Source organism: Pontibacter sp. FD36 (genome assembly GCF_015686655.1).
In the GTDB taxonomy this organism is placed as follows: domain Bacteria; phylum Bacteroidota; class Bacteroidia; order Cytophagales; family Hymenobacteraceae; genus Pontibacter.
This window is the reverse complement of record NZ_JADPMP010000004.1, coordinates 196,979-210,885: the sequence shown is the minus strand read 5'-3', so window position 1 is coordinate 210,885 and position 13,907 is coordinate 196,979. Positions and strand designations below refer to the sequence as shown.

General features: G+C 45.9%; 17 protein-coding genes and 1 tRNA gene. 3 read left to right on the top strand and 15 right to left on the bottom strand.

The window, feature by feature from the left end; translation table 11 throughout:
- Nucleotides 1–114 precede the first annotated feature (114 nt).
- Nucleotides 115–555, top strand: coding sequence for a response regulator (locus I0P70_RS07240; protein WP_196116040.1), 441 nt, complete (start codon nucleotides 115–117; stop codon nucleotides 553–555).
- A 60-nt stretch (nucleotides 556–615) separates the two neighbouring features.
- On the opposite strand, the gene I0P70_RS07235 is transcribed toward I0P70_RS07240, so the two are convergent.
- From I0P70_RS07235 to I0P70_RS07215, 5 genes are read right to left on the bottom strand one after another with little or no spacing between them, the layout of a single operon-like run.
- Nucleotides 616–1,986 (bottom strand): ATP-binding protein, encoded by a 1,371-nt coding sequence (locus tag I0P70_RS07235; RefSeq protein ID WP_196116038.1) that lies wholly within the window; start codon nucleotides 1,984–1,986, stop codon nucleotides 616–618.
- Between the two features lie 3 nt (nucleotides 1,987–1,989).
- Nucleotides 1,990–3,021, bottom strand: coding sequence for a stage II sporulation protein E (locus tag I0P70_RS07230; protein ID WP_196116036.1), 1,032 nt, complete (start codon nucleotides 3,019–3,021; stop codon nucleotides 1,990–1,992).
- Nucleotides 3,011–3,415 (bottom strand): anti-sigma regulatory factor, encoded by a 405-nt coding sequence (locus tag I0P70_RS07225; RefSeq protein WP_196116034.1) that lies wholly within the window; start codon nucleotides 3,413–3,415, stop codon nucleotides 3,011–3,013. The genes I0P70_RS07230 and I0P70_RS07225 overlap by 11 nt, the downstream gene beginning before the upstream one ends.
- Nucleotides 3,408–3,818 (bottom strand): STAS domain-containing protein, encoded by a 411-nt coding sequence (locus tag I0P70_RS07220; protein WP_196116032.1) that lies wholly within the window; start codon nucleotides 3,816–3,818, stop codon nucleotides 3,408–3,410. Before I0P70_RS07220 ends, I0P70_RS07225 begins: the two co-directional genes overlap by 8 nt.
- A 4-nt stretch (nucleotides 3,819–3,822) precedes the next feature.
- Nucleotides 3,823–4,695: an STAS domain-containing protein gene (locus I0P70_RS07215; RefSeq protein ID WP_196116030.1), complete on the bottom strand. Its 873-nt coding sequence runs from the start codon at nucleotides 4,693–4,695 to the stop codon at nucleotides 3,823–3,825.
- 186 nt (nucleotides 4,696–4,881) lie between these two features.
- Here I0P70_RS07215 and I0P70_RS07210 point away from each other — a divergent pair, with 186 nt between their 5' ends.
- Nucleotides 4,882–5,433, top strand: coding sequence for a DUF4136 domain-containing protein (locus I0P70_RS07210; protein ID WP_196116028.1), 552 nt, complete (start codon nucleotides 4,882–4,884; stop codon nucleotides 5,431–5,433).
- 62 nt (nucleotides 5,434–5,495) lie between these two features.
- On the opposite strand, the gene I0P70_RS07205 is transcribed toward I0P70_RS07210, so the two are convergent.
- The 5 genes from I0P70_RS07205 to I0P70_RS07185 all read right to left on the bottom strand — a co-directional run bounded on the left by I0P70_RS07205 (nucleotide 5,496) and on the right by I0P70_RS07185 (nucleotide 8,372).
- Nucleotides 5,496–5,569, bottom strand: a tRNA-Pro gene (locus I0P70_RS07205).
- Between the two features lie 806 nt (nucleotides 5,570–6,375).
- Nucleotides 6,376–7,326, bottom strand: a complete 951-nt coding sequence (locus tag I0P70_RS07200) for a HipA domain-containing protein (protein WP_196116026.1) — start codon at nucleotides 7,324–7,326, stop codon at nucleotides 6,376–6,378.
- Nucleotides 7,323–7,655, bottom strand: a complete 333-nt coding sequence (locus I0P70_RS07195; protein WP_196116024.1) for a HipA N-terminal domain-containing protein — start codon at nucleotides 7,653–7,655, stop codon at nucleotides 7,323–7,325. The genes I0P70_RS07200 and I0P70_RS07195 overlap by 4 nt, the downstream gene beginning before the upstream one ends.
- Nucleotides 7,652–7,864: a helix-turn-helix transcriptional regulator gene (locus I0P70_RS07190; RefSeq protein WP_196116022.1), complete on the bottom strand. Its 213-nt coding sequence runs from the start codon at nucleotides 7,862–7,864 to the stop codon at nucleotides 7,652–7,654. Before I0P70_RS07190 ends, I0P70_RS07195 begins: the two co-directional genes overlap by 4 nt.
- A 343-nt stretch (nucleotides 7,865–8,207) precedes the next feature.
- Entirely contained in the window at nucleotides 8,208–8,372 is a 165-nt protein-coding gene (locus tag I0P70_RS07185) for a hypothetical protein (RefSeq protein WP_196116019.1), read from the bottom strand.
- 402 nt (nucleotides 8,373–8,774) lie between these two features.
- Between I0P70_RS07185 and I0P70_RS07180 the strand changes: the two genes are divergently transcribed.
- Nucleotides 8,775–10,190 carry a hypothetical protein gene (locus tag I0P70_RS07180; RefSeq protein ID WP_196116016.1) on the top strand — a complete coding sequence of 472 codons (1,416 nt, stop codon included), beginning with the start codon at nucleotides 8,775–8,777 and terminating at the stop codon, nucleotides 10,188–10,190.
- A gap of 68 nt (nucleotides 10,191–10,258) precedes the next feature.
- Here I0P70_RS07180 and I0P70_RS07175 read toward each other — a convergent pair whose 3' ends face one another.
- The 5 genes from I0P70_RS07175 to I0P70_RS07155 all read right to left on the bottom strand — a co-directional run bounded on the left by I0P70_RS07175 (nucleotide 10,259) and on the right by I0P70_RS07155 (nucleotide 13,894).
- Complete coding sequence (locus I0P70_RS07175) at nucleotides 10,259–11,533, bottom strand: Y-family DNA polymerase (RefSeq protein ID WP_196116014.1); 1,275 nt, start codon at nucleotides 11,531–11,533, stop codon at nucleotides 10,259–10,261.
- A complete protein-coding gene (locus I0P70_RS07170) occupies nucleotides 11,530–11,994 on the bottom strand; it encodes a LexA family transcriptional regulator (RefSeq protein WP_196116012.1) in 465 nt (154 codons plus the stop codon). Before I0P70_RS07170 ends, I0P70_RS07175 begins: the two co-directional genes overlap by 4 nt.
- 154 nt (nucleotides 11,995–12,148) lie before the next feature.
- Complete coding sequence (locus tag I0P70_RS07165; RefSeq protein WP_196116010.1) at nucleotides 12,149–12,406, bottom strand: hypothetical protein; 258 nt, start codon at nucleotides 12,404–12,406, stop codon at nucleotides 12,149–12,151.
- A gap of 480 nt (nucleotides 12,407–12,886) precedes the next feature.
- Nucleotides 12,887–13,225: a hypothetical protein gene (locus I0P70_RS07160; RefSeq protein WP_196116008.1), complete on the bottom strand. Its 339-nt coding sequence runs from the start codon at nucleotides 13,223–13,225 to the stop codon at nucleotides 12,887–12,889.
- Nucleotides 13,226–13,234: 9 nt separating this feature from the next.
- On the bottom strand, nucleotides 13,235–13,894 hold the full coding sequence (locus I0P70_RS07155) for an SOS response-associated peptidase (protein ID WP_196116006.1): 660 nt from the start codon (nucleotides 13,892–13,894) through the stop codon (nucleotides 13,235–13,237).
- Nucleotides 13,895–13,907: the final 13 nt, after the last annotated feature.

Genomic DNA, 13,907 nt, shown 5'->3' with positions numbered 1-13,907 from the left:
GCAATATTGAACATTAATTGTTTACAATGTGTTAGTAGCTCAACCGAGGACCAAAGCATCCGCAGGTATTAGTTGTACTGTACCGTTAATTTGAGAGTGATAACAAGACTGACTATGAAGGAAGCATCCGAAATGCTTGACCTAGTGCTGCTGGTAGACGATGACGACACCACAAACTATTTGAATAAGCGCCTGTTGACCGATATGAAGGTAGCCAAAGAGATTTTGGTGCTTAAGAACGGTAAAGAAGCAATTGACTACCTGAGCAAAGCCTGCAGCGAAACGTCAGAGGGTGCAACTAAATGCCCTGATCTGATCTTTCTCGATATCAAAATGCCTACCATGGATGGCTTTGAGTTTCTGGAGGAGTACCAGCGCAAGGGGCTGGATGCCGGCGATCATGTCATCATTCTGATGCTGACCTCTTCGGCAAGCTTTTATGATTTGGAGCGTATCAAGAGCTTCAAGAAAGTGAAGAAACACTACTCCAAGGCACTGACCAACCACGATGTAAAAGAGATATTGGCTGAGTTTTTCCAGAAGCGCAATAACTAGGGAAATTTAGTTTAATAAAGCACAAAGCCTGTATGCCGCGAGGTATACAGGCTTTGTGCTTTATTCGGCCTCTTCTGACTCCGTGACCACTTCAGTGGCTGGCCACGTAAACACAAAGCGGGTGCCACGCCCATCAGACTCTACCCACACATCACCCTGCTTTTCTTCGAGTATACGCTTTACGATGGCAAGTCCCAAACCTGAGCTGTCGGCACGCGTCAGGTTGTGCCCGAGCGATTCATATTTGCTAAAGATCTGCTCCTGATCTTCGGGTGCTATGCCTGGGCCGTTGTCCTGCACAGCCAGATAGATGAGGCCAGATCGGAGGCTGTACTGCACTTCTATCACAGCTTGTTCCGGTCTGTCATGGTACTTTACAGCGTTGCCGAGCAGGTTACTGAATATCTGGTACAAGTAAATCTCCTGTGTGTAGAGGGTAGGTAGCTCATCCGGCAGTATGATTTTAAAAGTGGATGGAATATAGAGCGACTCCAGTACTTTGTAAAGGACAGACCGGATAGATACGATCTGGCGGTGCAGGCTGTGGTGGCCGGCAAGCGAATAGGCCAGTATACCTGTAATCAGTTTGTCCATCTTGCTGGCCTGCTCCCGAAGGATCGGCAGCAGTGAAGCGGCATCTTCGCTATTGCCGTTCTGCAAACTGTTTTCCAGGAAGTTGATGATGCCTCCGATGTTCTGCAAAGGAGCCCGCAGGTCATGCGAAACGGTATGGGCAAATGCATCCAGGTCGGCATTAGCTTTTTGCAGTTCCAGGTTCCGGCGTTCGCGCTCCTCCGAGAGCGACTGTATTTCAAAGTTGGACTGCTGAAGCTGCAGGTTTAGTCTCCTGATCTCCTGCAGTTGCTGCTCTGCCTCCAGGTTGCGAAGTCGCAGTTTCTCGAGCAGCTCAAGCTGCTGCATGTTCTGCCTTTTGATCTCTGCATAAGGCGATATTCCCTCTTCGTCATTAAACTCACGTAGCCAGAGTTCCTGCAGACTTTTCGTAAATACAGGGGACTGTGTGGGGATGCGCTTGCGGAGGGTCACGATAGTACCTTGTTCACTCTCGGTCTTGATCTCAAAGAAATCCACCAGTTTGCGGGAGTTCACAATGCCCATGCCGCGCCCTGTAGCACTGCTGCCATAACTGGCCCGTTCATAAATATGATCCAGATTTCCGATGCCACGCCCCCGATCCGACACTTTCGCCTCCAGATAGTTATGCCCAGCTTCTCCGATAATGCCAAACTGTATGGTACCATTGCCCACATGCTCTACAACGTTGCGGCAAATCTCCGACACGGCCGTTGCGAACTTGGTCTGGTTGGCCTGTGCCATACCTGTTTTTTCTGATAGCTGCATGGCCCGCTTGTAGGCAAGCACCACGTCCAGTTCGTTTGCAATGTTTATTTTGAGAAAACTCCTTGGCATCAGCTAGACTTTGGCTTTACAAACAAGTACGAGTGTATCATCTGATTGGCGACTATGGTCTTTGTAAAGAACTGCCGCGATGGTAGTGGGTAAGTGCCGATGCAGGTTAGGGTAACGACTCAGGTCCCAGCGCGATTTCAATCCGTCGCTGTGCACGATGAGCAATTTGTTACGGTTCCATTCCAGCTTTTGGTTGTTGAAATTGCCCGGAATGTTGTGACCTAGTATACCGTTGTACGATATCACATTCTTATAAGGCATGTTGCCCAGCGCACTCTCCATAGAGAATAACTTGCCGGCTATGTTGCCTATGCCACAGTAACTGAATATGTTCTGGCTGATGTCGATGTTAGCTGCAAAACCCACTGCACCCCGTGTACGCCGGATACCTGTATGTATTACCTGCAGCGCCATGGCCGGATCAGGTATAGGATTCTCGCAATAGGTCTTGACGGCCAGTTGGGATGCCTCCTGTGCATGCATGCCATGGCCCAACCCATCGAGTGCCAGCAGGTAGACGCCCCGTTCGTGATGTACGATAGCATACCCGTCGCCGCAGTCTACTTCTTTCGGCTTGGGGACCATGATGTTGCCAATGTCGTAGCGTCTGCTTGGAGGGATGGAGCGTGCTGACTTGTATATTCGGGCCACGATCACGGTACCTACCTGGGGATGTGAGTAAAGGTCGAAAACGTCAGACTGTCTCTTGATCGCTCCGAGTCCCTCACCGGCAGAGCCAAAGGTAGACACGCCGTCCTCCAGCATCCGGTCCGGGTTGTTCATGCCGGGCCCATTGTCCAGGCTGATGATCTCAATGCCATGGATGGGTTTACCGATGGCTTTCACCAGCAGTTCGCCACCCTGCGTCGTATGCTTCTCCAGGTTGGAGAGCATTTCGGACACGATAATATTGACCTTGCCCACGGCTCCTTCCGATAGGGCGAAGCTTTCAGCAAGTCGGGTAATGTCTTTTTTGGTGAGACTAGCATAGCTTCGGTCGGGTATCGCGAAGCGGTAGTGTTGATTAACGTCCATGTTTCCAGTGGATGACAGTAACTGTTGTGCCTTCTCCCGGATTGCTCTTGAGGTCAAATTCGTTGACTAATCGTTTGGCGCCGGGCAGACCAAGGCCGAGGCTCCTGCCGGTAGAGAAGCCATCGCGCATGGCCATGGCGATATCAGCTATACCCGGGCCTTCGTCTTTGAAGGTTAGTCTTACGCCGGTTTTGGCATTGTGGCTGATAATTTCGAGTATTACTTTGCCTCCGCTGGCGTACTTGAGCATATTACGCACGAGTTCGCTCGCAGCCGTGATCAGCTTGGTCTGGTTGACCAGACTCATACCTATACGGGTGCCAAATTCGCGCACACGGTTGCGGAAGGGAACCACATCCTGCTCGCGCACGATCTCCATCGTATCTTTAGTCATTACGATCATCCTGGTCTTCCTCCTCTTCGTCGTCTAGTTCCAGGTTATCGCCTAGTTTAGTGTTAAGTAATTCCATGCCCTTTTCTACATTCAGGGCAGTATGTACACCTTGCAGCGTTAGGCCTAGCTCCACAAGTGTAATGGCCACAGCGGGCTGCATACCTACTACTACGGTTTCAGCATCCATAATGCGCGACATAGAGGCAATGTTGCCCAAAATGCGACCCATAAATGAATCTACGATGCTTACTGCCGAGATATCTATCAAAACGCCCCGTGCTCCGGTCTGGCTCACCATGTTGATCAGGTCATTCTCCAGCGTCAGGGCTAGCCTGTCGTAGAGGTCTACCTGTATAGTCACCAACAGGAAAGGCCCCATTTTTAAAACTGGTATCCTTTCCATCGTATTAGCGGGTTAGTTTGAAACCTTTGTTCCTATCTACACGGCGCACCTCCAGGTTGGTCATGCTAAAGGCAAGCTGCAGTGCGCTGGCCAGGCTGGCCTTGGTCTTGATGTTCGACAGGTCAATGCCCAGGTGTACAATGGTTTGCGCTATTTCGGCACGTATACCACTGATGATACACTCGGCACCCATCAGGCGTGTCGCACTTACAGTTTTGATCAGGTGTTGTGCTACCAGTGAGTCAACGGCAGGTACGCCAGAGATATCTAGGATCGCAATATTACTGCCTGTATTCACAATTTCCTGCAGCAGGTTTTCCATCACAACCTGAGTACGTGCGCTGTCCAGGGTTCCGATGATAGGCAGGGCCAGTATACCATCCCATACCCGGATCACAGGTGTAGATATCTCGCTTATTTCATCTGTCTGACGAAGAATAACCTCTTCGCGCCCTTTGATGAAAGTCTCGAAGGTAACGATGCTCAGGTTGTCCAGCAGGTTGTTGAGCTGCATGATTTCCTGGTAGAGGGTAGCAGGGTCATCTTTACGCTGCTCAATCAGTACTTCCATGATGGCTTGCTTCAGGCTCAGTACATACGCGCCTGTTTCACGCGGACTGAAACCCTGTCTTGCTCTTGTAATGGAAATGTCGCGGAGCGTATCAGTTACCTGCTCAAACTCCGTGTCATAAATGTTGTCATAGTTTCCTTTGGAAACTGCTCTGAGCAGACCGTCGAGCATTTCTTTTGACTGATGCTGCAGTTCATCACTTGTCATCAGATCATCACGGAGTGACGCATCCGACAATTGATTTTGCATCCACTTTTCCAGGATGCGTTCCTTGTTTTTTTCGAGTACTTGTGCCGTTGTGTTCATGGAGGGCAAAACGTAGCTTATGGACGTATGGTTTAAACGATGCTGAAATTTTACATCGCGGAATAGTTCTTGTAGCAGGCTAGGTGCTAAGTTAAATATAAAAATCGCAATCAACGCATACTTCTCAGATTACTGCTTACGTATATAGATTATTTCCTGTGTGTGATGATCCAAGAACTTTCGGAAATGAGAAAACTAATATTAAGTACTGCTTGTCTGTTACTCTGGCTGCTCACGGCCTGCAGCTCTTCTACCAGTATCCATTCCGAGCCGGCACCCGGCTTCGGTTTGAGCACTTACCGTCAGTTTGCCTTCATGGATGTAGATACCGACTTAGAGAAGACTGGCCGCGACTATCAGGGGCATGTGCACTTCCTGAAGCAGGAATTGGCCCGACAGCTGGAACTCCGCGGCCTGAAGCAAGCTCCGACGACAGAAGAAGCTGACCTGCTCATCAACCTGGGGATAGTGGTAGACAGGCAGGTACAAACCAGGGAAACTGATATCATATCTGACCCGCCCCGCTACATAGGACAGCGACGCTACACCTGGCAGAGCAGGGAGGTAGAAGTCGGGCGCTACAGCGTAGGCACGGTATCGGTACACCTGGTTGATCCGGTGCAGAACGAACTGGTATGGCAGGGTACAGCCGAGCGTGTTATTTCTGATAAGCCTGAAAAATTGCGGGAGCAGATAGAGAAAGGTATAGAAATGCTGGTGGGTGAAATTCCATCCTAAGTAGCTTCACCTTATACTAAAAAAGAGAGGCCTTCTATAATATGTAGAAGGCTTCTCTTTTGTCGGAGTGGCGGGATTCGAACCCACGACCTCCAGCACCCCATGCTGGCGCGATACCAGGCTACGCTACACCCCGAAAATTTTATGCAACATAGCAAAAACACAGCATTGCTGCAATACTGTCTCAAGCACTATAGTTTGATTTTTTTCCAGGAGCTATACCTGGGCTCAAAAGTATTTTAACGCAAATCACTTATCGTATACCTTATGAAAATGAACCGAAGTGTAAAACCGATCATGCCTACCGCTACCAGCGACACAGCCGCATGCAGCAGTATGGCTGAAACAAAGGCTCTTATTTATAGTGCTGTACTTTGCCTAAACCAATCAAGTTTGGCCTGAAAAAGAAAGATTGCCTGCTTATAGCCCCAGGTACGGCAGGTATAAAAGTAGAGATTGGTAAATTGATTTCTTAACTTTGGCACTCTATGTTTTTCTTTGATCACTCCAAACGTGATCTCATCATTTTACTTTAAAAAGTGTTAAAAGCGCTTCTCTATATACTAGTAGTAACAGGCTTTGCCTACTTCTTATTTTACCCAATCCTAAAGCGGTACATTAGCAGAAAGAGGCTTTTCAGATGGTTGCTCCTGATCTATGTCATCGCACTTGTTATCTCTTCTGTAAATAGCTATTTCCTATAGCGGTACTTAATTGTGTAACTAACAAAAAAGCGCCAGCCACTTCTACAGTAGCTAGCGCCTTAAATTGTACTTGTGCTCTTGAATGGACAAATTTCGAACCATTTCACGGAGGATTTGAGGAAGCTGAGTGCCTAAGGGTCCTGTTCAGCCACTGTGGAGGGAGCGCTGCCTGTGATGGATAGGGTCTGAGGAGCCTCCTGTTGAGTTGGCACCTTTGAAAACTTCTTCCCCTTTCAGCCTACTCTTCGAGTCCAAGCCTGGAAAACCGCTCCTTCAGCACAGCTTTGTAGCTGGACTTAAGATCCCGGCTCACAAAGCTGAGATCAATAAAGGCAAGCCATTTTGGTTTTGCTTTCTTCATTTTACCGAAGATGTTCTCCTGTTGTTTTTCGCTGAGCCTGGCAGTGCTAAAGGCCGCAGTGAAGTCTTTGCGGTTGATTTTTTTCTTTTTACCGTTGAGCGTCAGCGCCAAATCCTCATCGTCTGCCGGGTTCACCAGCGTCGTGGCCACCAGATCGTAGGCCGGGGCAAGAACCGGGCCCAGTCTTGGATGGAGTAGCAGGGAGAAGTTCTTCAGGTGCATATCGGCATTGCCCGTCAGGAAGGAGAACAGCACCTGCTCGTAGAAGTTGACCACATCCAGACCCGGGTTGGCCGAGTATCGGAGAATGGCCCTGGCGATTTGCTCATAGGAGCCCCGGTACTTATCCTCCGTGAGCCGCTCGGTGATCTGGCACATGTCCTCCATGTGTAGCTTGCCCTGCCGGGTGCGGTCAATGCGCTTGGTGATGTAGGCTAGGCTGCCAGACTGCAGGCGTATCAGGCTATGTGGCACCACCGCGATGCCAGCGATCGCTGCCAGGTGCATCGTCAGGTCCTCCACCTCCGGCAGTTCCCTGTAGTGCTGGCTTGGGGGCTTTAAGATATAGCCTCCCCACAACCCTACGATTGTGAGGCGCTTAGGCTCACCTTCTCTCTCTGCAGGGCTCAGTTCCAGCGAGAGCTTGGGCTGCACGCCGGTCACTGCAATCTGGCTGCGTATTGTTTGCTTTGCCAACTCCTCCATCTGCGCTTCGGTGTAAGGCAGGATAGGGGGAGTAGCCTGGTCAAAGAGTTTTTTGCTACAGGTTGGGTGGAAGTCCGCTTCATCTCCCGGCAAGGGCTGATAACAGTATAAGCATCTGTTCATGAATTGTCCTCCTCTGCCAAAGGGTGAATGCTTACGGCGCCGATGCAGTCCTTGCAACAGGCCAGCAGCAGCCCCATCCGGTCCCTTGGGTTCAGTTTCCAGTTCTTTTCGGCTATGTCCAGCAGCCAGCCCTCCGGTATCAGTCCGTCGAAGAAAGGGAACAGCACCCGGTCAGTATAGGGCTTTTCCCGCAGGGGGAGGGTCAGGCTGACAGGCTCCGGGTTTTTTGACCGGAGGTAGGCCGCCTCATAGCTGAAATGGTACCCGGTTTCATCCTGTGTGAGGCGGCCGGCTGTCTTGTCCTTGTATTTGACTTCTGCTTTTCTCATCGGAGCAATTCGTTTCGGTCGATGGGCAACGCGCCAACCTGATGGCCAAAGAGCTGCAGCACCTGGTTCACCTTGTCCAGACGCAGGCTCTCCTTCCCCTGCTCCAGGTCGCGCACGAAGCGGAGGCCGACGCCGGCCTTTGCCGCCAGCTCAGGCTGGGTGAGGCCGGCTGCTTTCCGGCGTTCCTTCACAAACTCTTGTAGTAACATGGTCTATACCTTATCGGGTATAAAGATAATGAAAATAATTGATTTGTACCTGATCGGGTATAAGTCAATTAAAATAGAGCATTATTATACCTTATCGGGTATCTTTATAAGATAAAATAGGAAACCTATACTTAGTAGGGTATAAAAATCGAGAGCAGGGGAGCAGGGTTCTACAAAGGGGCTAAGCAGCGGCAGAAGGTTGATTTGACGTATATGTGTTATACAGGCCGGTTGGAAGGCAAAGGAGCAGCCTCTTCTCCCTGGTATTCTATCCTGTGCTTGTTCAGCAGGCTGATGAACTCCTCAAAACGCTAGCTAGGATCACGGGAGAGCTTTCTTCTGGTTACAATGGTTTTGTCCATCCTTTGCCCCGGCTTGAGGTACTGGAGATGATGAAGGTCACTGCCTTCATCCTTTCTCTTGGGGAGCAATCAAGCCAGTAGAGCAGGTCCTCTCGCTCGTCCATCTCTTTTATGTGCCCTTTCCGAACGACAGCTTGTATGCGCATGATATTCAGTTAACTGTACACAAAGCAGGTGAAGACATGCCCTTTACAAATATACTAAATTTATTATACACTTGTTGTGGCCTTGCAATTGTAAGACGCGTTATGGATATGCGGCTCGGATATAATTATATTAGTAAAGTGTTAGCAGTGATGAATAATTTAGGCAGCGTGTATTTGCTTAATTTAGGCAGGTAACTAACAAAAAAGCGCTAGCCACTTCTACAGTAGCTAGCGCTCTAAATTGTACTTGTGCACCCGAGAGAATTAGAACCCGATACATAACCGCTTAAATTGATGTTTTAAGGCACTTTTAAAACTAATGTTTGATTAATGTTTGATTAAAAATGAGGGTTTATATACCTTTGAATAAGCTATTTATGATTTGTTATTTATCCAAGATATATGTACTCAACTAAGGCATATCTTCAAAAGCCCGATAAACAGGGTATTGGGCGTATCTACATCAGATATACTTATGACCGAAAGACGAATGCCATTAGCCTGGATAGAAAAATTGAGGAATATAAATTCGATTCTAAGAATGGTTTAGTTTACAATAAGTATCCCGAAGCAGAATCCCTTAATTCAGCTATCAGGGATGCTCAAAAGCTTATCGAGCAGGTTGCGGCAAGCCTTCGGGTTCCAGAATTTGTGCAGGTTAAAAAAGGTTATCTTGAGCGTACTGCTGAGTTGAATATACAGAAGAAACAGGAACGCTATAACAGGATAATTCCTGATTTATATAATCATTTTGAAGCTGAAGAGATACCACAGCAGATTAAGGAATACCAGGAGAAGATAAACGAACTACTCGTTAAACAAAGAGAACTCAGCAAAAAAGGGTATAAAAACGAAAGCGTGGAAGAGTTGGAGTTCAGAAATTATTTGGCTGAATATCCAGATACCTTCAATTCAAAGAGTAAATCAGCAAAGGCACATATTAAAGTATGGATAAAGGTATTGTTAGAATTTTCAGAGAAGACAAATACTCAATTAACATATAATGTATTTGACTATAAATTTTATGATTCCTACGCTAAGTACCTAATGTACGACAGTGAACACAAGTATTATAATAATAATTTTGGGAATCATGTGAAAAGACTGAAAGCATTTTTGCAGTGGCTCGAAGATGATAAAGGGGTAACTGTAATCAACAAGGGGTACAAAAAATACAAAGTTCTGAAGGAAGAAATCGAGATTATTTACCTGACCTCAGAAGAACTCGAACTACTTTGGAATTATAGAAATGAGGTTGAGGCACCGTTCGTAAAGTATATTGACCTTTGTGTTTTCGGTAATTTGACAGGCTTAAGATACTCAGACATTAAGCGTAGCTACTGGAAAATAGAAAATGGTTTTCTCCAAGGCAAAACCAAGAAAACGAAGGGGAATTACCAGATACCTCTGAAACTTGATAGTAGAATTGAAGAAATTCTGAAAAAATATAATTACAATCTTAACTTGGTTTCTTCTGTTAAGTTTAACAAGTACATCAAGATAATTTGTGGCGAACTTTTCAAGAAAAATGAGATTAACCAAATCCCAATACCAATTTGCCGTTACAAATTGAAAGATGAATTTATTACTTATCATCTGAAACATAAATTGATAGCCAGTCATTCCAGCAGAAGAGGCTTTTGTACAAGATTATGGCAAGATGGTTGGTCTGAGCGAGACATATTGTTAATGTTAGGCTCTAAATCTAATGATGTGTTGCGAAAGTACGTTAGAAATTCTACTGAGGACTTATTGAGAAAGGTAAATGAGAAAGTGAAACAAAAAGTGGCTCCGAATAGTGAGGCACAACTAAATTGATAATGGATTGTATAGTGCTATAGCTAAGCATGGATGCTGGTCAATCTTAGTAGTTCTAAGTTCAAATCCTATCTGACATACACATTCTGGATTTCGTCAATTCGAGTCGTGTAGCATGGTGACTTAAAGTCACTTTTGAGCATCCAAGTGTTATCAACTCCTTGGGTAGCTACCCTGACCTTGCTTCTGCCGAATCTATTCGTTAAGCCATCTATCACACCCATAAGCCGTGCATGCTTATCCCTATCCACTGTATCCAGTAGGTCAAGTTGCACTTGGTTCTCTGGTATTATGCCAGATACAATCACACCAGATTTTTTGTAGGAGTACCCATCCCGATAGATTTCCTTTAGTGCGATATTGGCGTAGTGGATTAGTTCAATGTCAGAGTTGGAGGCAACAGGCAAACAGATGGTTTTGCTATTATAGTACTGCTTGTCGTTCTCAGAAAAGCGGTTTGTATGGATGAACACGGTGATTAGGTTGGCGCAACTCTTCTGCTGGCGCAGCTTTCTGGCGCATTTGGCTGCATAGGATGCCGTAGCTTCCTGTATCTCATCAAAAGAATTCACTTTCTTGCCGAAGCTTCTGGATGTACAGATGTTCTTTTTGGGTGGTGCGACCTCGTCCAGTTCCAGGCAAGACTCGCCTCGCAGTTCTTTCAACAGCCTAACGCCTACGATGGTCATGTTCTGCTTTACCCAATTATCTGATAGCTTGGTGAAGTCAAGTGCGGTATTGATGTTGCGCTTCTTCAAGAATTTGGCGTACTGTCCGCCAATACCCCACACATCCTCTATTTTGGTGGCTTCTAATGCTTTCTGGATATGATAAGGGTCTGTCAATACAAGAACTCCATTCGCTTTAGTGGACTTCTTGGCGAGCCTGTTAGCCACCTTAGAAAGAGCCTTGGTTGGTGCCACCCCTAAACTGACTGGTATGCCAGTCCACTGCTGTACCGTTCGCTTTATGTTCCAGGCGTAGGAAAAAAGGTCGATGTCGTAGAAATCACCAAGGTCAAGGAAGCACTCGTCAATCGAGTATACTTCCACGTTTGGTGTAAAATTAGATAGGGTCTGCATTACCCTATCCGACATGTCGCCATACAAAACATAGTTAGAAGAGTAGGCTGATAAGTATCCGCTTTCCACCAGATTCCTGATTTTGAAATAAGGCTCCCCCATGGGAATACCCAAGGCTTTAGCCTCATTGCTCCTGGCTATAACACATCCATCATTATTACTCAGCACCACTACTGGCTTACCGTTCAGCGATGGGTCGAATACTCGCTCACACGATGCGTAGAAGTTGTTGCAATCACATAAGGCGAATAGCGAAGTCATTGCCTTACTGGTTTATGAAGTATCCACACCACCACACCCCATACTCTCATATCCATCTCTTCAGTCACCTCTATGGGCTTATAAGCTGGATTGGCTGGCATCAGATAAGCTTTGTTGCCAATTTTCTTAAAGGTCTTTACCGTAAACTCACCATCCAGAAAACATACTACTGGCATGCCATCCGAAGCTTTCAGGGATTTGTCAATTACCAGTATATCGCCATCATGGATGTTGGCATCGACCATGGAAGAGCCTTTCACTCGCATCATGAAAGTAGATGTGGGGTTCTGGATGAGATACTTACCCAAGTCAATCTTGTCTTCAAGGCTATCTTCGGCAGGGGATGGAAAACCTGCTGATACAAAAGAAGCATATAGGGGCAATTCAATGCTTCCGAAATAGTCAAAATCAAGTGACTCTAATAGATGTGAGTCTATGGGGATAATCTTTGCGCTGCACATATCGTCTAACTCTTAGCCTTGAATACTAAAACAGTTAGCAAATACGTAAAGAAGAATAATAAAAGCTAAATATATTAGTTTTATTTATTCACAGCAGTATGTGTAGATGTAAGCAGCGATATAGAAGTGTATTGAAGTAGAGCAAGGTGAATAACTAATCAAATACAGCGATTGAATCAAGAAGTCTAAAGTCTTCATTCATTTCGGCTTCTGTTTCATAGTAAAACTGTCTCTCTTCTATGATATCACCTACTGGCAAACCTTTATCTTTACAAACCGAGACTTCTATCTCCCAACCTATTTTATTCAACGTTTCTTTATATAGTGAATATACCTGCCAGTCATACTTACCGACTATGATTTCAATATATTCCCTGATATCAATGTTATTGAATGATGCTTCGTTTGCCATTCTTAAACTAACTGATTTTTATACATAGGATTTAAAGATACATGAAGTTATACCTTTTCTAATAACAAAAGGTAAGCTATATTACTTTAATTCTAACTACTGATATCTGAATGAAATTTGACTTCTACCTTGGTGGCTACGGACGTGACCACAGCTATCGCATCATTTTAAAGAACGCCAGCCTAATCATTTCCGATTACATTGGCTTACCTATGCCAGAGTATGATAAGTCAGTTTCTATAAATATGAATGAGGATTGGGATAGGCTGGTTGGGTTTTTAACATGCTGCGGTTGGAAAAGAAGGTACAATAGCGAAATACTGGATGGCACATAGTGGGAGTTGAAGGTCAAAAGTGATACTATTAACATCAATTCCTATGGCTCCAATGCCTACCCCTATGATTTTGAAGAGTTCCTGCTGCTGTTAAACAAGGTTGTGTGTGCGGTAGGTATTGAAATCAACAAGTAGTTTTACAAAGCTAATCCCACAGACCCATGCTTTCAAACCTAAGAGTGTCTCTTTTGCACCTTGGGCAGTGCCATTGTTCTTTTTCGTTCAGATAGCCGTCCGTAGCTAAACCTGGAATTTTTTCAACATAACTTTCTTCTACACCCTCCTTATAGAACCTGACCTTCCTACGGCATATAGGACACTTGGAGTAACTTTTGCTCATGTCTCTGCCGACCACTATACCACATGAATCGCAGTACGCTGGCTCCGTTCTGGAACCAGTTTCATAGAATCTCATGCCTATGCCTTGGTAGATTTCATCGGACTCTAATCCGCATGTACATACTGCTCTGATGATGTTTCCCATGCTACCTTTTCAAAGCGAATTAAGAACCTCAGGCATATTGTTTTTGGGAGAGTTCACCAGCGTAGACACGGGATATTCTTTCATCTTGTCAGCTTCAAAAGGTTTGAGAAGCGACAGCAAATCATCCTGTGTCTCATGCTCGTCCAACCAAAGTTCCTCTGCCTCTGGTGAGAGTATCACAGGCATGCGGTCATGAATCGGCTTCACCAAATCATTAGCATCGGTTGTGATGATGGTATAAGTATGAAGAATTTCACCAGTAGACTTATCTATAAACTCATCCCAAAGACCTGCGAAGCTGAACAACTCTTCATTCTTCAGTAGGATACGATGTGGTACTTTGCCCTGTGGTGTCACCTGCCACTCAAAGAACCCATCTGCTGGCACCAAGCACCTCTTGGACTTCAATAAGCTGCGGAATGATGGCTTCTCTCTAAGTGTCTCTGCTCGTGCGTTGATTGAACGCTTTATTGACTTTGAGTCCTTCGCCCAAAACGGCTGTAAGCCCCATGAGAAGTACTGAATGGTATCTGGCTTGTCAATAGTAACCACTGGTAGTGATTGAGAAGGAGCAGCGTTGTAATGGGCTTCTTTCATAGATTTCTCAAGAAGCTCTGCGACACGTGAATTGCCTTTCGCTTTCGGTAAAACTGAGTATCTTCCGCACATAAAATTTTGTTTG